This is a genomic window from Edaphosphingomonas laterariae, assembly GCF_900188165.1.
In the GTDB taxonomy this organism is placed as follows: Bacteria; Pseudomonadota; Alphaproteobacteria; order Sphingomonadales; family Sphingomonadaceae; genus Sphingomonas_E; species Sphingomonas_E laterariae.
This window is the reverse complement of the sequence record NZ_FZOS01000005.1, coordinates 130,379-153,548: the sequence shown is the minus strand read 5'-3', so window position 1 is coordinate 153,548 and position 23,170 is coordinate 130,379. Positions and strand designations below refer to the sequence as shown.

General features: G+C 66.1%; 28 protein-coding genes. 8 read left to right on the top strand and 20 right to left on the bottom strand.

The window, feature by feature from the left end; all coding sequences use genetic code 11:
- Positions 1-63: 63 nt before the first annotated feature.
- From CHB74_RS06915 to CHB74_RS06905, 3 genes are read right to left on the bottom strand one after another with little or no spacing between them, the layout of a single operon-like run.
- Positions 64-963: a crotonase/enoyl-CoA hydratase family protein gene (locus CHB74_RS06915; RefSeq protein ID WP_089218884.1), complete on the bottom strand. Its 900-nt coding sequence runs from the start codon at positions 961-963 to the stop codon at positions 64-66.
- A gap of 5 nt (positions 964-968) precedes the next feature.
- On the bottom strand, positions 969-1,328 hold the full coding sequence (locus CHB74_RS06910) for an EthD domain-containing protein (protein WP_089218945.1): 360 nt from the start codon (positions 1,326-1,328) through the stop codon (positions 969-971).
- 40 nt (positions 1,329-1,368) lie between these two features.
- A complete protein-coding gene (locus tag CHB74_RS06905; protein ID WP_089218883.1) occupies positions 1,369-1,968 on the bottom strand; it encodes a TetR/AcrR family transcriptional regulator in 600 nt (199 codons plus the stop codon).
- 249 nt (positions 1,969-2,217) lie between these two features.
- On the opposite strand from CHB74_RS06905, the gene CHB74_RS06900 reads away from it, so the two are divergent.
- On the top strand, positions 2,218-3,846 hold the full coding sequence (locus tag CHB74_RS06900) for an alpha-D-glucose phosphate-specific phosphoglucomutase (protein WP_089218882.1): 1,629 nt from the start codon (positions 2,218-2,220) through the stop codon (positions 3,844-3,846).
- A 3-nt stretch (positions 3,847-3,849) separates the two neighbouring features.
- Here the strand turns inward: CHB74_RS06900 and CHB74_RS06895 are convergent, their stop codons facing one another.
- Positions 3,850-4,182: a YbaB/EbfC family nucleoid-associated protein gene (locus tag CHB74_RS06895; RefSeq protein WP_089218881.1), complete on the bottom strand. Its 333-nt coding sequence runs from the start codon at positions 4,180-4,182 to the stop codon at positions 3,850-3,852.
- A 1-nt stretch (position 4,183) separates the two neighbouring features.
- Positions 4,184-5,803, bottom strand: coding sequence for a DNA polymerase III subunit gamma/tau (locus CHB74_RS06890; RefSeq protein ID WP_089218880.1), 1,620 nt, complete (start codon positions 5,801-5,803; stop codon positions 4,184-4,186).
- Positions 5,804-5,915: 112 nt separating this feature from the next.
- Here CHB74_RS06890 and CHB74_RS06885 point away from each other — a divergent pair, with 112 nt between their 5' ends.
- Positions 5,916-6,725, top strand: coding sequence for a hypothetical protein (locus tag CHB74_RS06885; RefSeq protein WP_144033739.1), 810 nt, complete (start codon positions 5,916-5,918; stop codon positions 6,723-6,725).
- A 32-nt stretch (positions 6,726-6,757) separates the two neighbouring features.
- Here the strand turns inward: CHB74_RS06885 and CHB74_RS06880 are convergent, their stop codons facing one another.
- Entirely contained in the window at positions 6,758-7,735 is a 978-nt protein-coding gene (locus tag CHB74_RS06880; protein ID WP_089218878.1) for a Rieske 2Fe-2S domain-containing protein, read from the bottom strand.
- A gap of 119 nt (positions 7,736-7,854) precedes the next feature.
- Between CHB74_RS06880 and CHB74_RS06875 the strand changes: the two genes are divergently transcribed.
- Positions 7,855-8,472 carry a TetR/AcrR family transcriptional regulator gene (locus tag CHB74_RS06875; RefSeq protein ID WP_089218877.1) on the top strand — a complete coding sequence of 206 codons (618 nt, stop codon included), beginning with the start codon at positions 7,855-7,857 and terminating at the stop codon, positions 8,470-8,472.
- A 12-nt stretch (positions 8,473-8,484) separates the two neighbouring features.
- Here the strand turns inward: CHB74_RS06875 and CHB74_RS06870 are convergent, their stop codons facing one another.
- Both CHB74_RS06870 and CHB74_RS06865 read right to left on the bottom strand, forming a co-directional pair.
- Positions 8,485-8,856, bottom strand: coding sequence for a hypothetical protein (locus CHB74_RS06870; protein ID WP_245842698.1), 372 nt, complete (start codon positions 8,854-8,856; stop codon positions 8,485-8,487).
- A gap of 110 nt (positions 8,857-8,966) precedes the next feature.
- The gene (locus tag CHB74_RS06865; RefSeq protein WP_089218875.1) at positions 8,967-9,719 is read right to left on the bottom strand and encodes a TlyA family RNA methyltransferase; all 753 of its coding nucleotides are present in this window, start codon (positions 9,717-9,719) and stop codon (positions 8,967-8,969) included.
- 112 nt (positions 9,720-9,831) lie between these two features.
- Between CHB74_RS06865 and CHB74_RS06860 the strand changes: the two genes are divergently transcribed.
- Positions 9,832-10,491: an RBBP9/YdeN family alpha/beta hydrolase gene (locus CHB74_RS06860; RefSeq protein ID WP_089218874.1), complete on the top strand. Its 660-nt coding sequence runs from the start codon at positions 9,832-9,834 to the stop codon at positions 10,489-10,491.
- A gap of 25 nt (positions 10,492-10,516) precedes the next feature.
- Here CHB74_RS06860 and CHB74_RS06855 read toward each other — a convergent pair whose 3' ends face one another.
- The 4 genes from CHB74_RS06855 to CHB74_RS06840 all read right to left on the bottom strand — a co-directional run bounded on the left by CHB74_RS06855 (position 10,517) and on the right by CHB74_RS06840 (position 14,088).
- Positions 10,517-11,068 (bottom strand): TIGR02594 family protein, encoded by a 552-nt coding sequence (locus CHB74_RS06855; RefSeq protein ID WP_089218944.1) that lies wholly within the window; start codon positions 11,066-11,068, stop codon positions 10,517-10,519.
- Between the two features lie 124 nt (positions 11,069-11,192).
- Complete coding sequence (gene dxs, locus CHB74_RS06850) at positions 11,193-13,118, bottom strand: 1-deoxy-D-xylulose-5-phosphate synthase (RefSeq protein ID WP_089218873.1); 1,926 nt, start codon at positions 13,116-13,118, stop codon at positions 11,193-11,195.
- Positions 13,119-13,206: 88 nt separating this feature from the next.
- On the bottom strand, positions 13,207-13,674 hold the full coding sequence (locus CHB74_RS06845; RefSeq protein WP_089218872.1) for a Fur family transcriptional regulator: 468 nt from the start codon (positions 13,672-13,674) through the stop codon (positions 13,207-13,209).
- Positions 13,675-13,719: 45 nt separating this feature from the next.
- A complete protein-coding gene (locus tag CHB74_RS06840; RefSeq protein ID WP_089218943.1) occupies positions 13,720-14,088 on the bottom strand; it encodes a MerC domain-containing protein in 369 nt (122 codons plus the stop codon).
- 139 nt (positions 14,089-14,227) lie between these two features.
- Here CHB74_RS06840 and CHB74_RS06835 point away from each other — a divergent pair, with 139 nt between their 5' ends.
- Positions 14,228-14,635, top strand: a complete 408-nt coding sequence (locus CHB74_RS06835; RefSeq protein WP_089218871.1) for a GFA family protein — start codon at positions 14,228-14,230, stop codon at positions 14,633-14,635.
- Between the two features lie 62 nt (positions 14,636-14,697).
- Here CHB74_RS06835 and rpsI read toward each other — a convergent pair whose 3' ends face one another.
- The 5 genes from rpsI to CHB74_RS06810 all read right to left on the bottom strand — a co-directional run bounded on the left by rpsI (position 14,698) and on the right by CHB74_RS06810 (position 18,065).
- Positions 14,698-15,240, bottom strand: coding sequence for a 30S ribosomal protein S9 (gene rpsI / locus CHB74_RS06830; protein ID WP_089218870.1), 543 nt, complete (start codon positions 15,238-15,240; stop codon positions 14,698-14,700).
- A complete protein-coding gene (gene rplM / locus CHB74_RS06825; RefSeq protein ID WP_089218869.1) occupies positions 15,240-15,719 on the bottom strand; it encodes a 50S ribosomal protein L13 in 480 nt (159 codons plus the stop codon). Before rplM ends, rpsI begins: the two co-directional genes overlap by 1 nt.
- 120 nt (positions 15,720-15,839) lie before the next feature.
- On the bottom strand, positions 15,840-16,154 hold the full coding sequence (gene cutA / locus CHB74_RS06820; protein ID WP_089218868.1) for a divalent-cation tolerance protein CutA: 315 nt from the start codon (positions 16,152-16,154) through the stop codon (positions 15,840-15,842).
- On the bottom strand, positions 16,151-17,203 hold the full coding sequence (locus CHB74_RS06815) for a COX15/CtaA family protein (RefSeq protein ID WP_089218867.1): 1,053 nt from the start codon (positions 17,201-17,203) through the stop codon (positions 16,151-16,153). The genes cutA and CHB74_RS06815 overlap by 4 nt, the downstream gene beginning before the upstream one ends.
- 49 nt (positions 17,204-17,252) lie before the next feature.
- Positions 17,253-18,065, bottom strand: a complete 813-nt coding sequence (locus CHB74_RS06810) for an SDR family NAD(P)-dependent oxidoreductase (RefSeq protein ID WP_089218866.1) — start codon at positions 18,063-18,065, stop codon at positions 17,253-17,255.
- Between the two features lie 174 nt (positions 18,066-18,239).
- Between CHB74_RS06810 and CHB74_RS06805 the strand changes: the two genes are divergently transcribed.
- Positions 18,240-18,590: a hypothetical protein gene (locus CHB74_RS06805; protein WP_245842696.1), complete on the top strand. Its 351-nt coding sequence runs from the start codon at positions 18,240-18,242 to the stop codon at positions 18,588-18,590.
- A gap of 4 nt (positions 18,591-18,594) precedes the next feature.
- On the opposite strand, the gene CHB74_RS06800 is transcribed toward CHB74_RS06805, so the two are convergent.
- Positions 18,595-19,005, bottom strand: coding sequence for an ATP-binding protein (locus CHB74_RS06800; RefSeq protein WP_089218865.1), 411 nt, complete (start codon positions 19,003-19,005; stop codon positions 18,595-18,597).
- Positions 19,006-19,041: 36 nt separating this feature from the next.
- Between CHB74_RS06800 and CHB74_RS06795 the strand changes: the two genes are divergently transcribed.
- A complete protein-coding gene (locus CHB74_RS06795; RefSeq protein ID WP_245842694.1) occupies positions 19,042-19,476 on the top strand; it encodes a FecR family protein in 435 nt (144 codons plus the stop codon).
- Entirely contained in the window at positions 19,473-20,072 is a 600-nt protein-coding gene (locus CHB74_RS06790; RefSeq protein WP_245842692.1) for an OmpA family protein, read from the top strand. Before CHB74_RS06795 ends, CHB74_RS06790 begins: the two co-directional genes overlap by 4 nt.
- A gap of 15 nt (positions 20,073-20,087) precedes the next feature.
- Here CHB74_RS06790 and CHB74_RS06785 read toward each other — a convergent pair whose 3' ends face one another.
- Positions 20,088-22,214 (bottom strand): CHASE2 domain-containing protein, encoded by a 2,127-nt coding sequence (locus tag CHB74_RS06785; RefSeq protein WP_089218864.1) that lies wholly within the window; start codon positions 22,212-22,214, stop codon positions 20,088-20,090.
- Positions 22,189-23,151, bottom strand: coding sequence for an MBL fold metallo-hydrolase (locus CHB74_RS06780; protein WP_089218863.1), 963 nt, complete (start codon positions 23,149-23,151; stop codon positions 22,189-22,191). Before CHB74_RS06780 ends, CHB74_RS06785 begins: the two co-directional genes overlap by 26 nt.
- Between the last annotated feature and the right edge of the window lie 19 nt (positions 23,152-23,170).

The following is a 23,170-nucleotide window of genomic DNA, read 5'->3' as shown; positions in this document are numbered from 1 at the left end:
AGCATGAACCGCGACCCGCCCGGAAAATGTGCCGGGTCGCACGGCTTCAGCGTCCGCCGCGCGTCAGCTCCAGTCGGGATCGTCCATCCAGGGGGAGAAATGCGGCAAGTCGCGTGACACGCGGTCGGGGAAAGCGGCGTCACGCTTTTCCAGGAAGCTCTCCACCCCTTCGCGCGCATCACCCGATGCGCCGCGCGTCCAGATCGCCCGGCTGTCCAGCCGGTGCGCTTCCATCGGATGCGCGGCGCCCAGCATCCGCCACAGCATCGCGCGGGTCATCGCGATCGATACCGGCGCCGTCGCCTCCACATAACTGCGCGCGACTTCCCGCGCGGCCGGCAGCAGATCGTCCGGCGCGTGCACCGATCGCACCAGCCCCAGCCCCTGCGCTTCCTGCGCGCCGATGATCCGCCCCGAAAAGCAGAGGTCGAGCGCATTCGCGATGCCGACGATGCGGGGCAGAAACCAGCTTGACGCCGCTTCGGGCACAATGCCGCGCCGGGCAAAGACGAAGCCGAAGCGCGCGGTTTCACTCGCCAGCCGCACGTCCATCGGCAGGGTCATCGTCACGCCCACGCCCACCGCTACGCCGTTGATCGCCCCGATCACCGGCTTCTTCGCGCGGAAGATACGCAGCGCCAGCGTGCCGCCGCCATCGCGCACCGACGGGCTGGAAAAATCGACGCCGCCATCGGCGTTGCGCGGCACGGCCTCGCTCCGCCATTCGCTGTCGCCGCCATAATCGAAAGTCGCCGCGCCGCCGCTCAGGTCCGCACCGGCGCAAAAGGCCCGCCCCTCCCCCGTCACGATCACCGCGCGCACATCATCATCCGCGTCGGCGCGATCGAAGGCGGCAATCATCTCCGCCTGCATTTCGGGATTATAGGCGTTCAGCTTGTCGGGCCGCGCGAGCGTAAGCGTCATCACCCCGTCGGCGATCGCAACGCTTGTGGCGCGGCCCATGGCGATCAGCCGATCGGCGACTTCGTCTCGTCGACGACGAACATCCGCGTCTTGGATCGGTCGAACACATTTTCCTCGTCGTCGGCGATCGCCTGCGCCACGTCCGGGCTGGTCAGCACCGCCATCGCCTTGTCATAGGCCGCGCGATCCTCGAACCACACTTCCGTCACGCAATCGAAATTGGTTTCGGAACCGTCGGCCGCCTCGAACGCGCCATTCCAGTCGATGAAATTGCGGTGATAGGCCTTGATGCCCGGCGTCAGCCGCACGATCAGCGGCGCGTGATTATTCTCGTAATAATCGATGAACTGCTGCCGGGTGAGCCCCGGCTTCTTCTTCAGAAGCGCGATCGACTTGAACGCCATCAACCTCTCCGTCCCGTCCTGTTTTGTCTCGTGTCGGCAATCAGCGCCGGCCGATTCCCGCCACGAACATATGCGCAAGACGCCGGGATGTCTCGGGAATCTCCAGCGGTTGCCCGCCGACAAGCAGGTGCAGCGCGATATGTTCGATACCACCGAACATCACGTCGCGCAGCATGCGGGGATCGGTGCCCGGCTCCACCTCGCCCGATTTCACGGCATCCTCCACCACCTCGACCAACAGGTCGGTGTAACGCTTGGTCATGTGGAACAGGGGCGATCCACGGAAGGTGGAAAGGTTGCGCACCTCGCGAATATAGAGGCGGCAGAGATCGGGTTCTTCCTTGAACACGGTCAGCTGCGACGCAATGAACTGCTCCAGCCGCCGCTCGATCCCCTCCACGCCATGAACGGCGCGCGCGGTGCGATCGATGATATGTTCGAACAATCGTTCCAGCACCGCGCTCAGCAAGGCGCGCTTGTCGGTGAAATAGCGATAGATCAGCCCGTCCGACACGCCGGCCGCCCGCGCGATGCCGGAAATCGAGGTGGCATCATAGCCCTTCTCCGCAAATTGGGCGGTCGCCGCATCGAGCAGCATATCGTAACGGTCCTGACGACGAGCTTCGCTCAGTCTCGGCATATTGCACCTCGTATTTCAGCCGCAACGGCGGCCAGCCCTGGCGAGACGCTCACCCGACCATGCTGAACGTCATTCATTTTGCAGTCAATGGTGGATCGCTCTTACCGGCATTATGCGGCTTTGCACAATATCCGTCGCTTTTTGCGACCGCGCCGCAGCAACACATCTCGACGAAAGGAAAAGCGCCGGCAATATTTATGGTTTAGGGGCGCATCCTTATCGCATGTCGTAACCGGAGCTTATGTCCGCATGATCCGCACCGTCGCCGTTTCGCCTTTTTCGGATCAAAAGCCCGGCACATCGGGCCTGCGCAAGAAGGTGTCGGTGTTCCGCCAGCCCCATTATGCGGAATGCTTCATCCAGTCGATCTTCGACGTGCTGGAGGGCATGGACGGCCAGACGCTGGTCGTCGGCGGCGACGGCCGCTTCTGGAACCGCGAAGTGGTGCAGACGACGATCAGGATGGCGGCGGCCAACGGCTTTGCCCGCGTCATCGTTGGCCGCGGTGGCATACTCTCCACCCCGGCGGCAAGCCATGTCATCCGCAAATATGGCGCCTTTGGCGGGATCATCCTTTCGGCCAGCCACAATCCGGGCGGGCCGGACGAGGATTTCGGCATCAAATATAATGCAAGCAATGGCGGCCCCGCGCCCGAACGGATCACCGACGCGATCTATGCGCGCAGCCGCATCATCGACAGCTATCGCATCTACGAAACCGGCGATGTGGATATCGACGTGATCGGCGACAGCTTTGTCGGCGCCACCAAGGTCCAGGTGATCGATCCGGTCGCCGACTATGCGGATCTGATGGAAGGGCTGTTCGATTTCGCGGCGATCCGCGCGCTGATCGCCGGCGGCTTCCGCCTCAGCTTCGATGCGATGCACGCGGTTACCGGCCCCTATGCCGTCGAAATCCTCGAACGGCGGCTGGGCGCGCCGGCGGGCAGCGTCGTCAACGCCGTGCCATTGCCCGATTTCGGCGGGCACCATCCCGATCCCAACATGGTTCACGCCAAGGCGCTGTTCGATCGCATGTTCGCGGCCGATGCGCCGGATTTCGGCGCGGCATCGGACGGCGATGGCGATCGCAACATCATCCTTGGGCGCGGCATCTTCGTTACGCCATCGGACTCTCTGGCCATGCTGGCCGCCAATGCGCATCTGGCGCCCGGCTATGCGGACGGCCTTGCCGGCATCGCCCGTTCGATGCCGACCAGCGCCGCCGCCGACCGCGTGGCCGATGCGCTCGGCCTGCCGCATTATGAAACGCCCACTGGCTGGAAATTCTTCGGCAATCTGCTCGATGCCGGTCGCGTCACGATCTGCGGGGAGGAAAGCGCGGGCACCGGATCCAGCCATGTCCGCGAAAAGGACGGGCTCTGGGCGGTGCTGCTATGGCTCAACATCCTGGCGGCGCGGCGGGAAAGCGTGGCGGCCATCGCCCGTCAGCACTGGCTGCGCTTCGGCCGCAATTATTATGCGCGCCACGATTATGAGGCGATCGACAGTGCGGCGGCCGAAGGGCTGATCGCGGCCCTGCGGGAAAAGCTGGCCACGCTGCCCGGCAACAGGATCGGCGATCTGGCCGTGATCGCGGCGGACGATTTCGCCTATCATGATCCGGTCGACGGATCGGACAGCCGCCATCAGGGGATCCGTATCCTGTTCGAAGGCGGTTCGCGCATCGTTTTCCGCCTGTCGGGCACCGGCACGTCGGGTGCCACGCTGCGCGTCTATCTCGAACGCTATGAGCCCGCCGATGGCCGGCTGGACTATGAAACGCCCGCCGCGCTGGCCGGTCTGATCGCGGCGGCGGACGGCATCGCCGAAATCCGGTCGCGGACGGGGCGCCAGCGACCGGACGTCATCACCTGATCGTCAGAAGGGCAGCTTGAAGCCCGGCGGCAGCGGCAGGCCGGCACTCATCTTGCCCATTTCCTCGTTCGACGCGGCGTCCGCCTTGGCGCGGGCATCGTTGAACGCGGCGGCGACAAGATCTTCCACCATCTGCTTTTCGGACGGCACGAGCAAAGTCTCGTCGATCGAAACCCCAAGGATGCGGCCCTTGGCGGTGGCGCGCACCTTCACCAGCCCACCGCCGGAAACGCCTTCCACCTCGATCGTATCGAGCTTGGCCTGCGCCTCGCCCATCTGCTTCTGAATATTCTCGGCGGCATCCTGCGCCGCCTTCATCATCTTCTCGATATCCATCTCACGCGCTCCTGGCTGCGAACCCGGGTTCGGGCGGCGTGTAGTCGACCAGCTCGGCTTCCGCAAAGGCCTCGAACGCGGCTTTCACGACGGGCGTCGCAAGAATCGCGTCGCGCGCCGCATTCTCCGCCGATTTCTGCTTGTCGAGCAGGCTCGGCTCGGCCGGGCCATCGGCGATCGAAACGTCCCACCGCATCTCGTAGATCGATCGGAGCAAGGCCCCGAGATCGCGGGCGAACTCCGCCGGCAAGGGCCCGGTGGGGCGCACGACCAGTTCGGGCGGCGCATAGCGCACCAGCCCGACGAAATCGTGCAATTGCTGGCCCAGCAACGGCCGCCGGGCGTTGACCACCTCCACCAGAGCGGGGAAATCCGCCGGCGGCGTCGGCCGCGCCAGCATCGGCGCCGGCGCGTCGGCGGGGGCGGCTTCCGGCGGCGCGGCCTGCGCCGGCACCGCCGTCACCTCGCCATTAACGAGGCGGCGCGCCAGCTCGCCCGGATCGGGCATGGTGGAGGCATGGACGACGCGCAGCAGCGCCATTTCCGCCGCCTCGATCGGCAGAGCGGCCGCCTGCACCTCGGCATGGCCCTTCAGCAGCAACTGCCACAGCCGGTGCAGCGTCGCGAAACCCAGACGCCCCGCCCAGTCGGCATGCGCCTCGCGCTCCTCCATCGACAACGCCGGATCCTGCCCGCCACCCGCCTTGGCGCGAGTTACGCCATGGACGGCTTCGAGCAGGCCGATGAACACGGTCGAAGGCTCGACCCCCAGATCATATTGATCGCGCAGCGCGCCCAGCACGCCCGGCGCATCGCCGGCGAGCAGCAGGCCGAACAACCGCCGCACCGCCCCGCGATCGGAAAGGCCCAGCATGTCGCGCACCTGATCGGCCGAAACCACCGGGCCGCCATGCGCAATCGCCTGATCGAGGATCGACAGACCGTCGCGCGCCGAACCTTCCGCCGCGCGCGCGATCAGCTGCAGCGCCTCCGGCTCAGCCTCCACCTGTTCCGCCTCGACCACGCGGGCGAAGTGGTCGGCCAGCTTTTCGGCGGGGATGCGCTTCAGGTCGAACCGCTGGCAGCGCGACAGCACCGTCACCGGAATCTTCTGCACCTCGGTCGTCGCCAGCAGGAACTTCACATGCGCCGGCGGCTCTTCCAGCGTCTTCAGCACGGCGTTGAACGCCGCCTTGGACAGCATGTGCACTTCGTCGATGATGTAGATCTTGTAGCGCGCCGACACGGCGGCATAGCGCACCGCCTCGCTGATCTCGCGCACGTCGTCGACGCCATTATGGCTGGCGGCGTCGATCTCGATCACGTCGATATGCCGGCCTTCGGCGATCGCGCGACAGGGTTCGCATACGCCGCAGGGGTCGATCGTCGGGCCACCCTGCCCGTCCGGCCCCACGCAATTCAGCGCCTTGGCGATCAGCCGCGCGGTGGATGTCTTGCCCACCCCGCGCACGCCGGTCAGCAGGAAGGCATGGGCCAGCCGCTCGCGCGCGATGGCGTTGGCCAGCGTCTGCACCATCGCATCCTGGCCGATCAGATCGGCAAAACGCTGCGGACGATATTTGCGCGCTAGGACGCGATAGGGCTGCTGGGATTCGGACATGATCGGAACCTAGTGGCTCCATTGAAAAGGTGCCAGCCCAAGCCGGCACATCCATCCACCTTGCCCCTGCAATGCAGGCTAGGGGCAGGCCAAGGCGCATGCAAGTCGCAGCGTGCGCAATGTTCGTCGCGCGGCGCTCGCGCCGGAAGCCCCCGCCATGGTCAACCCTTCGCCGCTTCGTGGGGAGGTGTGGATGGCGACGCGGGTGGCATCGGGGCGGGGAATAGCCCCTGAACGACTCTTCTACAGCGGCGCCGCCTGGTCGATGCTGGCGGCGGTGCTGATCGGCTTTGCGCCCTCCTGGTTCCTCGTCCCGTTCAACGGCTTGCCGGCGCATATCGTGCCGCCGACACCGCTGGTCCATCTTCACGGCGCGGTCTTTTCGGCGTGGATGCTGCTGTTCGTCACGCAGACCAGCCTCGTCGCCGCCGGGCGGACCGATATTCATCGCCGGCTCGGGCTGATCGGCCTGCCGCTCGTCCTCGCCATGATCGTCATCGGCACGATCACCGGACTTGCCGGCATCGCCCGCGCCTCGGGCCCGCCGGTCGTGCCGCCGCCGTCCTGGGCAGCCATTCCCCTCTTCTCCGTCCCCGGCTTCGGCGGGCTGATACTCGCCGCCTTGTGGAAACGGCGTGTGCCGCAGTCTCACAAGCGGCTGATGCTGCTCGCCATGGTGCCGATGATGGGTGCCGCCTTCGGCCGGATGCCTTGGTTCGGCGGGCTTTCCGGCATCGTCCTGATCCCCAGCCTTTACGTCGTCGCGCTGGCGCTGTGGGATATGGCGACGCTGCGCCGTCTCCATCGCGCAACCATATGGGGCGGGCTGTTCGCGTTTGGCGCGGTCATGATCCCCGTGCTCGTCTGGCAGACGCCAGCTTGGATCGCCTTCGCCAACTGGGCGGCGGCGCTGATTGGATAGCGCCGCCGCCCGTTCACCCACCTGTCCGGCGATCAGGCGTAGAATTGCGCCGCATAGTTGCGGAACTTCATGATCGGGCCATCGCCCGCGCACAGCCGCGGCTGGGTGAGGTGCTTCTTGTAATCCAGCACCTTCAGGTCCTGCTCCACCTCGAAGCAGAAGCGGTCGATGAAGGCCCGGCCGATCTGGTCCATCATCTCGCGATTGCCATTATCCTTCAGATAGAGGCGCGCGGTCTGCACCACCCGTTCCTCGTCCACCGGCGTGAACGAGATCACGAACAGCCCGGTGAAGTGGATGCCGTCATAATATTGGGTCAGCAGCGAAATGCCCGAAAGGTTCATTTCGAACCCCCGGATCGGCGTCGCCTCACCGGCATCGGGATCGGTGGTATATTGCACCCGCAGCCCGTAATCCTGCGGCTCGAAGCTGGTGATTTCCGGCAGCGCGGCGGCATTGTGAAGCTGCGTCACATGCGCGGTATCGAAGATATTCTCCAGAATGTCGCGGAACGGGCACGTCATCTCCCAACTGTGCACCGCATAGCGGATCCATTCGCCATCGCCACGCAAAGCACTGGAATCGAACGGCTCGAACGTCGGCTTGCCGCCGGCGGGATCGTGCCAGATCAGCACCATGCCATCGCTTTCACGCGTCGGATGCAGCGTCAGCCGCACGCTCGCCGGCACCGGCACGTCGGTATAGGGGATATGCTCCACCTTGCCGGTCGCGCTGTCGAATTCCCATTTGTGGAACGGACAGGTGATGCGGCCTTCGCACAATTTGCCATCATGGCTCGCCAGATGCGCGCCGAGATGCGGACAATAAGCGTCGGTCGCCTGCGCCTTGCCGTCCTTGGTGCGGTAGACGATCAGTTCCTGGCCCAGCCAGCTTACCGGCAACATCTTGTCGGCAGACACATTTTCGGACTCGGCAATGCAATACCACCCACGCGGGAAATCGGTGTCCGCCGATCGGTGGCGCATGGGTATCGGGCTGATCGCGTTCATCTGGGGCCTCTCCATTCTTTTTGGTTCCGTCGAGGCATAACACGCACCATATGATCGTCAACATTCCATACATATGTATGGCCTTGTTTTCGATTCCACGTCTGTTAGCGAAGGCGTCGATGCCGATCCTGCCGAGCCTGGCCGCCCTGCCCCCCATATCGCTGCGCGAACAGCAGCGGCGCGCCACCCGCGCGCGGATCACCGATGCGGCGCTGGCGGTGTTCGAAAAACGCGGCATGGGGCCGGCCACGATCGAGGAAATTCTGGGCGCGGCCGGCGTTTCGCGCGCAACCTTCTATGCCCATTTCACCGGCAAGCCGGACGTTGCCCGCGCGATCGTCGCCGATATGTGGGCCAGCGGCACCGAACTCTATGTCCGCTTCGCCGAACTGCCCGATTGGTCGCGCGGCTCGATCCGCGCCTGGCTGGCCAGCGTGGGTGAATCCTGGCGCGTCCACCATGATGGCATGCGGACGCTGCTACGCGAGATGCTGGCCGAAATATCCGCCGAATCCCGCGCGCACGAAACCGGTTTCGTCGAAGCGCTGATCGGCGATGGCGAGCGCTGGTCCGCCTTCACGGCCGACGAGGCACGGCGCCGCGCGCAATTGCTGATCTTCCAGCTCGAACGCGCGATGATGGCCGTTCATATCGAGGAATGGGACACCGGGTTCGACGCTCTGCTCGACACGCTGACCGAGATCTGGCTGGCCACGCTGATCCCCGCGCGCGGCTAAGCGGCCCCCGCGTCACTTGTCGAAATAATTGTCCCATTTATGCCGCTTCTTGCGGCCCGCCTGCCAGAATGCGCGGGCGGTGAAGCCAAGGCCGGTGACGAACAGCAGCAACGCCATCGCCTTTTCGCGCGATCCGCCGCTGAACCAGACGATGATGCCAAGCGCGATCAGCGACAGCAGGCTGAACGCCGCCCAGGCACCGGCCACCAGATAACGCTGCTTCCGGGTCACGGCCTTGCGCACCGATGCCGCCAGCAGCAGGATTGCGCCCAGCAGCATGATCGCCCCGCCGATCGGGTTCAGCGTGTATCTTGCTATGCCAAAGCCGAAATAGAATGCGGCCATGAGGCCGACGACCAAGGCGAAGAAGCGAGGTAGCGCCACGTTTGTCCTTTGCGATCCTTCTGCCCCTGCAACATGCCTATCGTCTCTGCGGGCACGGGTCAAAGTGCAACAATGGTGTACCACCCGCCATGCCGCAATTGGTTCCCCGATCAGGTTTCCGATACGTCCGGCAAGGTCGCGCCGATCAGGAATTCGACATTGCCTTCAGGCCCCGTGATCGGGCTTGGCGTGATACCGGCGACCGCCCAGCCCCGCGATCCGATCCAGTCGGTCACCTCGGCGCAGATGCGGGCGTGCACCTCGGGATCGCGCACCACGCCGCCTTTTCCCACCTCCGCGCGGCCCGCTTCGAACTGCGGCTTGATCAGCGCGATCAGGTGCGCGCCCGGCCGCGCGAAGCCCAATGCAGCGTCGAGCACCTTGGCAAGCGAGATGAAGCTGGCGTCGCAGACGATGATGTCCACCGGCTCGGGCACATGCTCGGCGGTAAGATTGCGGGCGTTGGTGCGTTCATGGACGATCACGCGATCATCCTGGCGCAGTTTCCACGCAAGTTGATTCGTTCCCGAATCGACCGCGTAGACGCGGGCCGCGCCGTTGGTCAGCAGCACATCAGTAAAGCCGCCGGTCGACGATCCGACGTCGATCGCCACCGCACCGGCCACATCCCAGCCGAAATGCTGGAGGCCATGGGCAAGCTTAATCCCGCCGCGCGACACCCAGGGATGGTCGCGGCCGCGCACGTCGAGCACGGCATCGGGCGCGATCGCCTGCCCGGCCTTTTCCACCTTGCGGTCGCCGACATAAACGAGCCCCGCCAAAATCAGCGCCTGCGCGCGCGCACGGCTTTCCGCCAGCCCGCGTTCCACCAGCAGCTGATCCGCCCGAATACCCTTCGCCATCGGCCGTCCATGGCCGATCGGGCTGCCGCAATAAAGCCTTGTTTGGGCGCGGCGGCATTGTCAACTTTATCGATAGAGTTATTCTCGCCTCCGAATCATCGGGAGACGACGCATGACGCAGGCTTTTTCCGAATTCAGCGGCCGGCAGCCGCTGGTGCTGACGATCCCGGGGCTGAACGGCTCCGGCGCGGCGCATTGGCAGACGCTGTGGGAACAATCCCGTGGCGATACCGCGCGGGTGGATCTGGGCATGTGGGATGCGCCACGGCGCAACCCATGGGTCACCAAGCTCGATCAGGCGATCCGATCGGCCAACCAGCCCATCATCCTCGCCGCGCACAGCCTGGGCTGCATCGCCGTTTCCTGGTGGGCGGAACTGGCCGGCCAGCCCTGGGGGTGGCCGGTTGCCGGCGCGCTGCTCGTCGCCCCGCCCGATATCGAGCGATCGGAAATCGCGGGCGTGCTCGGCGATTTCGCGCCGCGCCCGCGATCCAGCCTGCCCTTCCCGTCGATCCTCGTCGCCAGCGAGGATGATCCCTTCGCCGCGATCCAGCGCAGTTTCGATATGGCGCGCGATTGGGGCAGCCATTTCGTCAATATCGGCAGTTGCGGCCACATCAACGCCGCCAGCGGCATCGGGCTGTGGCACGAAGGCCAGCGGCTGCTCGACCGGCTGATCGGAACCGCCGAAGGCCCCGTCGCGCACGGCGCGGCCGCCGGCGAGATCCTCGCGTCGCTTGCACGCGAGGAGGCCGGGCCGCGGGCGATCTGAGCAGCCGTCCGCAGCCCGGTCCATCTCACGCTTCGTTGGTGGAGAAAGCGCCGTTGCTACCGAGCAGATAGGGCTTCACCGTCGCCGGCCGGTTCACATAAAGCGGCCGGCGCGCGGCGCGCAGCCGCGTCTTGGCAATCTCGGCAAAGCAGACCCTGTCGGCCTGATTGCCGCCAAGGACATGATAGCTCCGGCTGCTTTCGCCGATATAGAGCGCGACATGCCCGCCTTCGGGCCGCACGAAGGTCAGCACGTCGCCCAGCATTGGCTGGCCCGCCTCCACGCCGAACTTGCCCCAGTTGAGCGCCCAGAGCGGCTGCCTGACCGGCACTTTCGCCGCGCGCCGGGCGACGATCGCCATGAACAACCCGCACCAGGGCACGGCATCGGCGGTATAGACCGCCTTGACCTGCGGATCGCCCAGTTCGGCCACCCATTGCATGATGACGGGGTTGTTGCCCGGCCCCGGCTGCTCGCGCGTGCCGAACAACCCGATCGCCTCCTGCACCATGCGCGGCAAGGGCGCAGTCGTTTCCAGAAAGCGATAAGGCTGGGGAAGGTGAACGGCTTGCGTCATGGTGCGCTCCTTTTCCGGCTCGATGCCGGTGGGGGAACGCACCCTCATGGTGCTTGCGGATCAGCGCCGCCTTCGCACGCGATTATAGCCATCGCGCGCGTGTAGGACAGCGAATGCTAGCTGTTCAGGCGCGGGCGCCTTCGATCACGCCGACATTGTTCCGCCGCAGCGCCGCCAGCACGGTCGCGACGATGGCTTCGGCATCCAGCCCGGCGTCCTCATATTGCTTTTCGGGCTTGTCATGATCCTGGAAAACGTCCGGCAGGCGCAGCGTGCGCAGCTTCAGCCCGCCATCGATCAGCCCTTCGTCGCTGGCCAGCGTCAGCACATGCGCGCCGAGCCCGCCGATCGAGCCTTCCTCGATCGTCACGGCAACATCATGGGTGGTGAGCAGCCGGCGGATCAACGCCTCGTCGAGCGGCTTGGCGAAGCGCAGGTCGGCCACCGTGGTCGACAGGCCGAGCGCATCGAGCTGGTCCGCCGCCTTCTCGGCTTCGGCGAGCCGCGTGCCAAGCGACAGGATCGCCACCGACTTGCCTTCGCGGATGACGCGGCCCTTGCCGATCGGCAATTGCAGCGGCGTTTCGGGAATGGCGACGCCGGTGCCATTGCCGCGCGGATAGCGCACCGCGATCGGCCCGCTATCGTGGAGCGCCATGGTATGCACCATGTGGGTCAGTTCCGCCTCGTCGGCGGCCGCCATCACCACGAAATTGGGCAGGGATGCCAGATAGCTGATGTCGAAGCTGCCGGCATGGGTGGCGCCATCCGCGCCGACCAGCCCGGCGCGGTCGATGGCAAAGCGGACCGGCAGGTTCTGGATCGCGACGTCGTGGACCACCTGGTCGTAAGCGCGCTGCAGGAAGGTCGAATAGATCGCGCAGAACGGGCGATAGCCCTGCGCGGCAAGGCCCGCCGCGAAGGTCACCGCATGCTGTTCGGCGATGCCGACATCGAAGCTGCGATCGGGGAAGGTGGCGGCGAACTTGTCCAGCCCCGTGCCCGACGGCATCGCCGCGGTGATCGCGCAGACCGTTTCGTCGCGCTTCGCCTCCGCGATCAGCGCGTTGGCGAACACGCCGGTATAGCTGGGCGGCCCCGGCGGCGCCTTGGCCTGAACGCCGGACACAACATCGAACTTCTGGACGCCATGATATTTGTCGGCCGCCGCTTCGGCCGGGGCATAGCCCTTGCCTTTCTGCGTGACGACATGGATCAGGATCGGCCCTTCGGCCGCATCGCGCACATTTTCCAGGATCGGGATCAGATGGTCGAGATTATGGCCGTCGATCGGGCCGACATAATAAAAGCCGAGTTCCTCGAACAGCGTTCCGCCCATCGTCATCCCGCGGGCGAACTCGTCGGTCTTGCGCGCGGCATCGTGCAGCGGGCGCGGCAGCTTGCGGGCCAGCCGCTTGGCCAGATCGCGCAGGCTGAGGAACGGCCGGCTGGAAACCAGCCGCGCCAGCGATGCCGACAGGCCGCCCACCGGCGGCGCGATCGACATATCATTGTCGTTCAGGATGACGACCAGACGGTTTCCCGCCTGCTCGGCATTGTTCATCGCCTCATAGGCCATGCCGGCGGACATCGCGCCGTCGCCGATCACCGCGATCGCCTTGCCCGGCTTGTCGGCCAGCTTGTTGGCCACGGCGAAGCCCAGCGCCGCCGAAATCGAGGTCGAGCTGTGCGCCGCGCCGAACGGATCATATTCGCTTTCAGACCGCTTGGTGAAACCCGAAAGCCCCCCGCCCTGCCGCAGCGTGCGAATACGATCGCGGCGGCCGGTCAGGATCTTGTGGGGATAGGCCTGGTGGCCGACATCCCAAATCAGCACGTCGTTCGGCGTATCGAACACATAATGCAGCGCGACCGTCAGTTCGACGACGCCAAGGCCCGCGCCCAGATGGCCGCCCGTAACGGACACCGCCGAAATCATCTCGTCGCGCAATTCGCGCGCCAGTTCGGGCAGCTGCTCGGGCTTCAGCTTGCGCAGTTCCTCAGGCGTATCGGCCTTGTCGAGAAGCGGCGTCTTCGGGCGTTCGGACATGTAAGCGGACGATCCTTTCAAACGACCCCCGTAGAGCATCTGTCTGCGAAGGTGAACCATCGCAGATCAAGATGCCGTGGAGATGCCGTCAGTTCTTATCGCAGTCGGCGCACGTCCCATGGACTTCGATGATCGGCCGCTTGACCGAAAAGCCGGCTTTCTCAGCGGCTCGTCGCACATTGCCGCTCAGGCTGTCGTCATCGATATGCGTCGCCTGCCCACAGGCATCGCAAACCAGAAAAATGCAGTCATGCTGACAATCGGGATGCGCGTTGGCGACATAGGCGTTCACGCTTTCCACCCGGCGGGCCAGATTCGACGCCACGAACAGGTCGAGAATGCGATAGATGCTGTTGGCCGCGATCCGGCGCCCTTCGGCCTTCGACACCGCTTCGGCGATGTCATAGGCGGATGCCGGCCGCTCGAACTGGGCCAGCGCATCGAACACCGACGCGCGCATCGCGGTCCATTGCTGGCCCGATTTCTCGAGCGTGTCGCGCGCCGCCTGCTTCAGCGACGCACCTTCATGGATGACATGGGAATGCGCGTGGGCCATGCGCCAAATCTAGGCGTTACCGGCCCTTTCGGCAAGCTATAGGGGCTAGATCAGCGCCCGGCGGTTGAGATCATGGCCCAGTGCGACAAGTGCGACGCCGATGATCGTGTAAATCACCTCGCCCGCATCATGCGGCATGGTGAGCGCGCCGGCCATCACGCCGATGCCCAGTCCACCGATCGCGCCCGGCATCATGAAACCATGGCGCATCACGCCCCGGCCAAGCCCCAGCACCGCGAAGCCGATGGCCAGCACCAGCCCCGCCTCGTGGATCGAATGGTGAAGCAGGATGCCGCCGGCCGACGCCAGCAGCGCCACCAGCACCGCCGATGCGATGCAGTGGGCAAGGCACAGCCCCGACAGGCCGATCGCCAGCCGGTCCAGCCAATAACCGCGTCCTGCAACCTCCGGCACGATCCCGAATCCACTCCTCTGATCCGGGTTCGCAATGACATGATCCGAAGAAAGATACAACATATCATTTCGACATGAGACAACATCGCCGTGCACGATTTGCTACGATGACGGCACCACAAGGGAATCGGAGGGAATTATGCCGACTGGAGGATGCCAATGCGGCGCGATCCGTTACGAAATGGGCACCGCCCTGCTGCATCACGCGCTTTGCCATTGCGTCGACTGCCGTCGTTCCGCCGGCGCGCCCTTCGTCGCCTGGGCGATGCTGCCGACAGGCGAAGTGAAACTGATCAGCGGCGAACCCAAAGTGCACGCATCATCCGAACATGGGCGCCGCCACTTCTGCGGCGAATGCGGCACCGGGCTGTTCTACGTCAACGAAGCCATGCTGCCGGGTCTGATCGACGTGCAATCGGCGACGCTCGACCATCCCGATGACGTGCCAGCGCCATCCGCCCATATCCAGGTCGCCGAACGGATCGGATGGGCCAAGAATCTGCACGAACTGCCCGAGTTCGAACGCTATCCGCCGATGGACGATTGATCCAAAGGAAAAGGGCGCCCCGAACGGGACGCCCTTTCCTGTAGCCGAAGCTGTCGCGAAACTTAGCGCTTCGAGAACTGGAAGCTGCGGCGGGCCTTCGCCTTGCCGTACTTCTTACGCTCGACGGCGCGGCTGTCGCGGGTCAGGAAGCCAGCGGCCTTGACCGGGCTGCGCAGCACCGGCTCGTAACGGGTCAGCGCCTGGGCGATGCCGTGCTTGACCGCGCCGGCCTGGCCCGAAAGGCCACCGCCCTTGACGGTGCAGACGACGTCATACTGGCCTTCGCGGCCGGCAACGCCGAACGGCTGGTTGATGACGAGACGCAGCGTCGGACGCGCGAAATAGACTTCCTGATCGCGACCGTTGATCGTGATCTTGCCTGAACCCGGCTTCAGCCACACGCGGGCAACGGCGTCCTTGCGGCGGCCGGTGGCGTAGGCGCGGCCCTGCGCGTCGATCTGCTGCTCGCGCAGCGGGGTCGTCGGCTGGGTGACGATCGGGGCGGCGGCTTCGACGTCGGCTTCGGCGGCAACCGGGGCGGCAGCGGCCGGGGCCGCGCTCGTCAGAGCCGCGAGATCGGCGAGAGACTGGCGATTGTCGGACATTATGCGCCCACCTTGTTCTTGCGGTTCATCGACGCGACGTCGAGGACTTCGGGGTTCTGCGCGGCGTGGCTGTGTTCAGCACCGTTGAAGATGCGCAGGTTGCGCATCTGCTGGCGGCCCAGCGGACCACGCGGAATCATGCGCTCGACGGCCTTTTCAAGCACGCGCTCCGGGAAGCGACCTTCCAGCACCTTGCCGGCAGTGATGCCCTTGATGCCGCCGGCATAACCAGTGTGCTTGTAATAGACCTTCTGGCCCAGCTTCTTGCCCGTGAAGCGCACCTTGTCCGCGTTGATGACGATGACATTGTCACCGCAATCGATGTGCGGGGTGAAGCTCGGCTTGTGCTTGCCGCGCAGGATGTTGGCGATGATGCTGGCGACGCGGCCGACGACGAGCCCTTCGGCGTCGATCAGCAGCCACTTCTTTTCCACCGTCGCCGGCGTCGCCGACTTGGTGGTCTTCATGAGCGCTTTCATTGGCTCGGACCTTCTCGAAAAACTAAACACGCCGCCCCACGAGGGACGGCGCAGACGAGAGGGCTAATGGCGATGAGGGTCGCCAGAGTCAAGAAAAATGGCGGGTTTCACAAGAGGTATCTAGATACCATCTCGTACCCAGGCCTCATAGGCCGGGTGCGCGGCAGTGATCGGCCATGCCACGACGGCGGGCACATCATAGCTGTGGCGGGCAGCGATTGCGGCGATCAGCGCATCCGCCTGATCGGCGCGTGTCTTGAACAAGGCCGGGATCTCCGCGCCCTCCTCCACCGCGCCCTGCCAGCGGTAGATCGACCGGCATGGACCAAGGATGTTGACGCAGGCAGCGAGCCCCGCCTCCACCATCTCGCGGCCGATCCGCTCCGCCTCCGCCTCGTCCGCGAACACGGCATAGACGGTGGCGATGCCGGTCATCCGCGCCGCGCGCCGACGCGGTGCGCCGTCCAGGCGACGCTGGCGACGAGCAACGCGCCAACCGCCTGATGCGCCACGGCGACATGGATATCGACGCCGGTCAGCAGCGTCGCGATGCCCAGGCCGATCTGCAGGACAAGGAAAGTGGCGATGGCGTGCACCGGCCCCTTCACTCCCATCTTGTGCGCGCGCCAGGCCAGCGCCAGCAGCAGGGCGGCCGCCACCCAGGCCAGCCAGCGATGGACGAACTGGACGACGATCGGGTTGTCGACAAGATTGCGCCAGGCCGGTTCGATGAAGGCCACGCCCGCCGGGAAGATCTGGCCGCCCATGGTGGGCCATTCGGCAAAGGCATAGCCCGCATCCAGCCCGGCGGTGAAGGCGCCGAGCAGCAATTGCACGAACAGGACGATCATCGCGATCGCCGCGATCCCGGTCAGCTTCGCCGGCCGGGCGGCGGGGCTACGCGACAGATCGATCAGGTCGAGCGCGGTCCACACCAGACCGCCCAGGATGAACAAGGCGGTCAGCAGGTGAACGGCGAGGCGGATATGGCTCACATCCGGCCGGTCAACGAGGCCCGAAGCCACCATCCACCAGCCGATCGCGCCTTGCAGCCCGCCCAATGCGAGCAGTGCGACCAGCCGCGGCCCATAGCCCCGGGGAATCGCCCGCTTCCACGCGAACCAGGCCAGCGGCAGCGCGAACGCCATGCCGATCAGCCGGCCGAGCACGCGGTGGAGATATTCCCAGAAGAAGATCGCCTTGAATTCGCCCAGCGACATTCCGTGGTTGATCTTCTGATATTCCGGCGTCGCCTTATAGGCGTCGAACTCGGCATGCCATTGCGCCTCGTCGAGCGGCGGCACGACACCCGAGATCGGTTCCCACCGCACCATCGACAGGCCGGATTCGGTGAGGCGGGTGATCCCGCCGACCACAACCATGGCAAACACCATGAAGGCGACGACAAGCAGCCAGCGGGCAATGCGCGCGGGCTGGGGCTGGGCGGCCTGCGGGTTTGCCGCAGCAGTGGTGGAGAGCGACATGCCCGTGCCTATGCCCCCACTGCCGCGGCCAAACAAGGCTTTGGGCCGATCAGTTACCGCCGTCCCACGCGAAGCTCGGCGTCCGGCGCTCCAGGATCGTTTCGGTCCGCGCCTTCAGCATCGGATCCAGCGCCTCGGGCTGCGGCACGATCCAGAATTCGCCCGCCGCCAGCGCGGCATAGACCTTGTCGGCGAACGGCCCCGGCTCCAGCCCATAGGTGTCGAGCATGTGCCGCAGTTCTTCCACAAAGCGTTCGGCCGCCGGATTGGCGATGTCGCCGAAGGGATTGTCGAAGATGCCCGTCTTCACCGGCCCCGGCGCAAGCAGGCTGACGCCCACCGGCGCGCCGATCATCGCCAGTTCGGCATGCAGCGATTCGGTCAACGCCACGGCAGCGAACTTGGTGACGCTGTAAGGCGCCATCAGCGGGCTGGCGCCAAAACCGCCCACCGACGCGGTGTTGACGATATGACCCCGCCCCTGCGCGATCATGCGCGGCACGAAGGCGCGGATGCCGTGCAGGATGCCCTTGAGGTTGACGTTGATCGACGCATCCCAGCGGGCCGGCTCGATTTCCCAGCTATAGCCCGTCGCCATGATGCCGGCATTGTTGAACAGATAATCGACGCCGCCGAAGCTGGCCCAGGCGGTGTCGGCCAGCGCCACCAATGCCGCCGGATCGGTCACGTCGGTCGGCACCGCGATCGCACCGTCCAGCGATGCAGCCAGCGCCGCCAGCGCGCCCGCATCGCGATCGGCCAGCACCAGCTTCATCCCCTGGGCATGGCCGCGCTCGGCCAGTCCACGGCCGATGCCGCTCGCCGCGCCGGTGATCACTGCAACCTTGTCTTGAAACGCCATGGACGAACTCTCCCGTCGAAATTTTGCGGAGCTTAGTCGCACCGCGCGCGACGAGCCCCGTCCAAACGGACATGGCCGCAACGATTGTGGCGGAGGTCACAGCGCCGCCGGCCCGGCCGGTGCATCAAGCGTTCAGGTTGATTCGTATCTTTGCGCAGCGTGCAGGAGCGTAAGATGAGTTGGATGCCAATCACGGACAGTTTCGAGGTAGCCGGTGCCGCCACGGCCCCGCTGCTCGCCCTGTCGGCGCTGGAATGGCAGGTGATCGGCCTCGCCATCCGCGAAGCCAGCCGCATTGGCGGCGGACGGATTTTCGCCGCGTCGCGCTGGCGCCGGCTCGCCAGCCTGCTCACCGGCAGCGAGGCGCTGCGCCCGCTGGCCGATCCGCGGCTGGAAACGCTGCGCAGCTTCGTCTGCGCCGTCCGCAACGGCCACAAACTTGCCGAGCGTCTGGCCACCAAGCTGCTCGACCAGGGTTATAGCAGCGATCAGGTGAGCGCGGTCCGCCTGCTCGCCGCGCGCTGATCGCTCAGCGCGCCGGGATCAGCAGCACCATCCGGTTGCGGCCGCCTTCCGCCACGTATGACCGGATCTCCGCCCAGGCGAGGATCAGCGCGATCCCGGCACCACCGCCGCGTTCGGGCGGGGCCAGCCCCGGCGCCTCCGCCTCGCGCGGATCGAAGAAGGTGCCGCCGTCGGTGAGCGTCAGTTGCGTCCCCTCGCCCACCTGCTCCAGCAGGATGTGGATCGGATCCCCCAGGGCAGCGCCGCCATGCTCGACGATGTTGAGCACCAGTTCCTCGACGATGATGGCGATATGCGCGCGGGCATCGTCGTCGCATCCAGTGCGATCGCAATAGTCATGCGCCGCCGCGATGGCCCGCACGGCCGCACCGGGGCCTGCCGGCACCGATATTGCAAGATTGTCGCCCGATCGCATCGGGCCTATTCTATGCCAGATCCCGTGGGGGGAAAGATGATGATTCCGTATCGTCTGATCGCATTGATCGCCACGCTTGCCCTGTCCTCTCCGGCACTTGCCGAAATCGGGCGGGTGAAGCGCGTCGTCGGCCAGGCCTGGGTGGAACGTAGCGGCCAGAAACTCGCGCCGGCACCGGGCTTCGCGCTTTCGAAGGGCGATACGCTCGCCACCGGGCGCGATGGCCGCCTGTCGATCACCTTCATCGATAATACGCGCTTTTCGGCCGGGCCCAATTCGCGGATCGCATTATCCGAATTCCGCTTCGACGAAACGTCGCACAAGGGGCAGTTCGTCACAAAGGTCGATCGGGGATCGCTGGCCGTCGTCTCGGGCCAGATCGCCAAGGAGGATCCCAAGGCGATGCAGGTCCGCACCCCGACATCGCTGCTCGGCGTGCGCGGCACCCGCTTCGTGGTGAACGTGCCTTGATCCGCGCCAGCCTCGCCCGCCTCCCCATCGCCCTCCCGTTCCTCACCCTCGCCACGGCCTGCGCCACCCCTTCGGTGCTGCTGCTCGATGGCGAAAATGGCGCGAAGACGGGCGCCGTGGCCGTCATCGACGAAAGCGACGGCTCAGATCGCGCGGTGGTGAGCGAACCCAACACGAAAGCAAGCATCGGCGACGGCACGGTGCGTCAGCGGCCGGCCGAGCCATCCGATCGCGATCGCGCGCTGGTGGCGGACCTTCCCACCGCCCCCACCAGCTACACGCTCTATTTTCTGGAGGATTCGACTGATCTCGCACCGGGTTCGGAAGCGGTGCTCAGCGCTTTGCTGGCGGAAGTGGCGGCTCGGCCGGGCGCCGACGTGCAGATCATCGGCCATACCGATCGGCTCGGTTCCGGCGACGACAATGACCGGCTGTCGATGGCGCGCGCGCAGGAAATCCGCGCCGCCCTGATCACGCGCGGGCTCGATCCCGACGCCACCCGCGCCAGCGGCCGCGGCGAACGCGATCCTCTCGTCGCCACGGAAGACGGCATCAGCGAACCACGAAACCGCCGGGTCGAGGTCGTCGTCCGCTAATTCGTCAGGCGCGCGTCATCCACCCCGGAAACGGAGCGCCAGCACCGTCAGGTCGTCACTGGGCTCCCCGCCCGCCTCAAAGCGGCGCACGGCGCGCAGCAGCGCGGTGCCGGCATCGCCCGCCGGGCGATCGGCGGTCCACGATGCCAGCGCCGCGTTGATCCGTGGATGGCCGAAGAAATCGCCGTCGGGGCTTTGCGCCTCGGATATGCCGTCGGTGACGATAACGAGCCCGTCGCCGGGCGCCAGCCGGATCGGTTCGGCCATATAGGGATAGGCATCGACCGCGCATAAGGGCGGTCCGCCTTCAAGGGGCACTTCGCGCGCACGGCCATCGGCGTGGACGAGAATCGGATTCTCATGGCCGGCATTGCACAGCAGAACCTCGCCCGTCGTCGCGTCGATGATGCCGACGAGCATCGTCACGAACATGTCCTGCCCGTTATCGCGCGAAATCTCGTCATTGAGGCCGGTCATCGCGGCGCCCAGATCCGCCGGCCCGCGCCGCAGGGCGCTGCGGGCGAGCGCCTTGGAAAGCGCCATGAACAGCGCCGCCGGCACGCCCTTGCCGGTGACATCGCCGACAAGAAAGCAGATCCGCCGGTCGTCGATCCGCATCGCATCGAAAAAATCACCGCCCACCGTGCGCGCGGGTTCCAGCAAGCCATCCAGATCGATGGCGGGGTGAAGTCGCGTCATCCGGTCCACCGGCGGCAACATGCCAAGCTGGATGTCGCGCGCGGCATCCAGTTCACCCGCCGCCTTGGCGGCGTTCAGCCGTTCCACATCGAGCGCCGCCGCCAGACGCTGCCGCGCCATCACCGCTTCCACGAACAAGGCGGCGAGCAGCCCCACCCCGGCGGCCCCGGCGATCGCGATCGGGCGGATCGGGTCGAACAGCAGGCCATGGCCGCGAAAGGCGATCCAGCTCCCCGCCAGCAAGGCCAGCGCCAGCCCCACGGGCAGGATCGCCGCCCAGGGCAGGCGCAGGCGGGGCAACAACCACAGGCTGACCAGCGCGAGCGCCAGCCCCAGCGCGCTTTCCCCCCATGTCGCCAGCCGCGGCCGGATCAGCGCATCGCCGGACAATATCGCGTTCACCGTGCGCGCCTGCACATAGACGCCATAGGTTTCGTCCTCGATCGGCGTCGTCACCACGTCCGCCGTGCCCGCCGCAGCCAGCCCGACCAGCACGAACTTCCCCCGGAACCGCCCCGGCGCGAGGCCGCGTTTCAGCACCAGATGCGCCGGCGTGACGGACTTTTCCGGCATCGGCCCGAAATGGAGCCGCATCCGCCCGTCCGGCGCCACGGGGACATAGGTGTCGCCCAGCCCGACCCCGCTGAGGCCGCCATCCGCGATCACCGGCCGGATGGTCGCGATCCCCTGCCCGACCCGGGCCAGTTCCAGCGCAAAGCCCGGCGTCGGCACGCCGCCCACATTGGCGACCATCAGCACGCGGCGCACCGTGCCGTCGCCATCGGGCGTGCCGTTGATCAGGCCGTGGCCCGCCGCCACGTCATCCAGATCGACGATATTGCTGAGCGCGCGATCAAAGCTGCCGACGCCGGGCGGCAGCGGCGCGGTGAACTGCGCCTCCACGGGCAGAAGCGCGGCGTCGGTTGCCGCCGCCACCTCATAATCGGTGCTGCCTGCCACCAGCCCCGCCCGCGCCAGCACCACGGGGTTCCGGCCGATCACTTCGGCGAAAACAGCGTCCATCGACGGCAGCGCCATCAGGCTGTCGCGCGCCGGCCCGGCCAGTTCGGGATAAAGCGCTGCCAGCTGATCGGGATTGTAACGGTCAGGCTCGGGGAAAGTGACGTCGAAGCCGATCGCGGCCGCGCCGCCCTGCGCCAGCCGCTCGGTCAGCCGGGCAATGGTATAGCGCGGCCAGGGCCAGGGGCCGATGCTCGCCAGGCTTTCCGGGTCGATCAGCACGACATGGGCGAGCGCCTTGGCCGGCCGCGCCGGCGCCCAACGCTGATAGCTGTCGAACAGGCGTTCGCTGATCCCCGGCCCGGCCAGCTGGATCAGCGCCAGCATCGCCAGCGCCGCCGCAAGGCCAATGGCGCGCGCCCGGCCGAGCGGGGACCGCGCCTCGGCCGACACCGGATCAGAGCGCGACTTCGAGCCCGTCATAGGCGCACAGCACCTCAAGCTTCGGTCGTTCGCCCCGGTTCAGTTCTTCGAAGCGGATCGTCTCGCGGTGCATCCGCTCGATGTCCTCGTCGCTATAGGTCGGCTCATGGTGAAAAAGCGCCAGCCGCCGGGCACCAGCGGCCTGGCACAGATCCACCGCCACGATGTTGCTGCTATGGCCCCAATCGGCCTTCATCGTCACGCTTTCGGCCAGCGAATACATGGTGTCGCAGATGCAGAGATCGGCATCGCGGAAGAACGCCTCGAACAGCCGTTCATTGTCCATGTCGTCGACGCGATGTTCGGCGTCGGTGCTGAAGCAGACGGCCTTGTCGCCATCCTCGAACCGATAGGCGTAGGATGTATGCGAATGATATTGCGGGATCGTCCGCACCTTCAGGCCGCCAATCTCATAGGTGTGATCCGGGACAAGCGTGCGGAATTCGATCGCGGCGCGCAGCCCGTCGAACGGCACCGGGAACGAAATCTCCTCCTGCTGGCGGCGCAGCGCCTCCTCCGCGTCCGCATGGCCGGCATGGATGACGATCCGGGCGTTGGGGTCGAAGGCCGGCCCGAAAAAGGGAAAGCCCATGATGTGGTCCCAATGGAGGTGCGACAGGAAGAAATGAAACTCACGCGGCTTGCCGGCGGCACAGCGGGCAAAGGCATCGACGCCCAGCTCGCGCAGGCCCGATCCCATGTCGCAGATCACGAAGCTGCCATCGCCGCCCTCGATCTCCACACAGGTCGTCGCCCCGCCATAGGTGCGCGCGGCGGCGAAATCGCTTTCGGCCGCGATATAGGCCAGCGCCTCATCCTCGTCGGCGAAAGTCCGCCCGCCGGCCGCCACCAGCGCGCGCGCCACCTTGCGTTCGATCGTCGCCGCGCGCGCCGCCACGGGCAGCGAGCCACGGGTGCCCCAGAAACGAACCAGCATCCTCCGTCCCCCTGGCTGC

What these genes read in the sequence shown, in the direction of transcription:
- dxs (WP_089218873.1), bottom strand. Translation starts at nt 13,118, where the DNA reads ATGTCCGAACGCCCGAAGACGCCGCTTCTCGACAAGGCCGATACGCCT.
- CHB74_RS06855 (WP_089218944.1), bottom strand. Translation starts at nt 11,068, where the DNA reads ATGACGCAAGCCGTTCACCTTCCCCAGCCTTATCGCTTTCTGGAAACG.
- CHB74_RS06860 (WP_089218874.1), top strand. Translation starts at nt 9,832, where the DNA reads ATGACGCAGGCTTTTTCCGAATTCAGCGGCCGGCAGCCGCTGGTGCTG.
- CHB74_RS06835 (WP_089218871.1), top strand. Translation starts at nt 14,228, where the DNA reads ATGCCGACTGGAGGATGCCAATGCGGCGCGATCCGTTACGAAATGGGC.
- CHB74_RS06785 (WP_089218864.1), bottom strand. Translation starts at nt 22,214, where the DNA reads ATGACGGGCTCGAAGTCGCGCTCTGATCCGGTGTCGGCCGAGGCGCGG.
- CHB74_RS06795 (WP_245842694.1), top strand. Translation starts at nt 19,042, where the DNA reads ATGATGATTCCGTATCGTCTGATCGCATTGATCGCCACGCTTGCCCTG.
- CHB74_RS06780 (WP_089218863.1), bottom strand. Translation starts at nt 23,151, where the DNA reads ATGCTGGTTCGTTTCTGGGGCACCCGTGGCTCGCTGCCCGTGGCGGCG.
- CHB74_RS06845 (WP_089218872.1), bottom strand. Translation starts at nt 13,674, where the DNA reads ATGGCCCACGCGCATTCCCATGTCATCCATGAAGGTGCGTCGCTGAAG.
- cutA (WP_089218868.1), bottom strand. Translation starts at nt 16,154, where the DNA reads ATGACCGGCATCGCCACCGTCTATGCCGTGTTCGCGGACGAGGCGGAG.
- CHB74_RS06865 (WP_089218875.1), bottom strand. Translation starts at nt 9,719, where the DNA reads ATGGCGAAGGGTATTCGGGCGGATCAGCTGCTGGTGGAACGCGGGCTG.
- CHB74_RS06910 (WP_089218945.1), bottom strand. Translation starts at nt 1,328, where the DNA reads ATGGCGTTCAAGTCGATCGCGCTTCTGAAGAAGAAGCCGGGGCTCACC.
- CHB74_RS06905 (WP_089218883.1), bottom strand. Translation starts at nt 1,968, where the DNA reads ATGCCGAGACTGAGCGAAGCTCGTCGTCAGGACCGTTACGATATGCTG.
- CHB74_RS06800 (WP_089218865.1), bottom strand. Translation starts at nt 19,005, where the DNA reads ATGCGATCGGGCGACAATCTTGCAATATCGGTGCCGGCAGGCCCCGGT.
- rpsI (WP_089218870.1), bottom strand. Translation starts at nt 15,240, where the DNA reads ATGTCCGACAATCGCCAGTCTCTCGCCGATCTCGCGGCTCTGACGAGC.
- rplM (WP_089218869.1), bottom strand. Translation starts at nt 15,719, where the DNA reads ATGAAAGCGCTCATGAAGACCACCAAGTCGGCGACGCCGGCGACGGTG.
- CHB74_RS06805 (WP_245842696.1), top strand. Translation starts at nt 18,240, where the DNA reads ATGAGTTGGATGCCAATCACGGACAGTTTCGAGGTAGCCGGTGCCGCC.
- CHB74_RS06900 (WP_089218882.1), top strand. Translation starts at nt 2,218, where the DNA reads ATGATCCGCACCGTCGCCGTTTCGCCTTTTTCGGATCAAAAGCCCGGC.
- CHB74_RS06875 (WP_089218877.1), top strand. Translation starts at nt 7,855, where the DNA reads ATGCCGATCCTGCCGAGCCTGGCCGCCCTGCCCCCCATATCGCTGCGC.
- CHB74_RS06815 (WP_089218867.1), bottom strand. Translation starts at nt 17,203, where the DNA reads ATGTCGCTCTCCACCACTGCTGCGGCAAACCCGCAGGCCGCCCAGCCC.
- CHB74_RS06810 (WP_089218866.1), bottom strand. Translation starts at nt 18,065, where the DNA reads ATGGCGTTTCAAGACAAGGTTGCAGTGATCACCGGCGCGGCGAGCGGC.
- CHB74_RS06895 (WP_089218881.1), bottom strand. Translation starts at nt 4,182, where the DNA reads ATGGATATCGAGAAGATGATGAAGGCGGCGCAGGATGCCGCCGAGAAT.
- CHB74_RS06880 (WP_089218878.1), bottom strand. Translation starts at nt 7,735, where the DNA reads ATGAACGCGATCAGCCCGATACCCATGCGCCACCGATCGGCGGACACC.
- CHB74_RS06915 (WP_089218884.1), bottom strand. Translation starts at nt 963, where the DNA reads ATGGGCCGCGCCACAAGCGTTGCGATCGCCGACGGGGTGATGACGCTT.
- CHB74_RS06890 (WP_089218880.1), bottom strand. Translation starts at nt 5,803, where the DNA reads ATGTCCGAATCCCAGCAGCCCTATCGCGTCCTAGCGCGCAAATATCGT.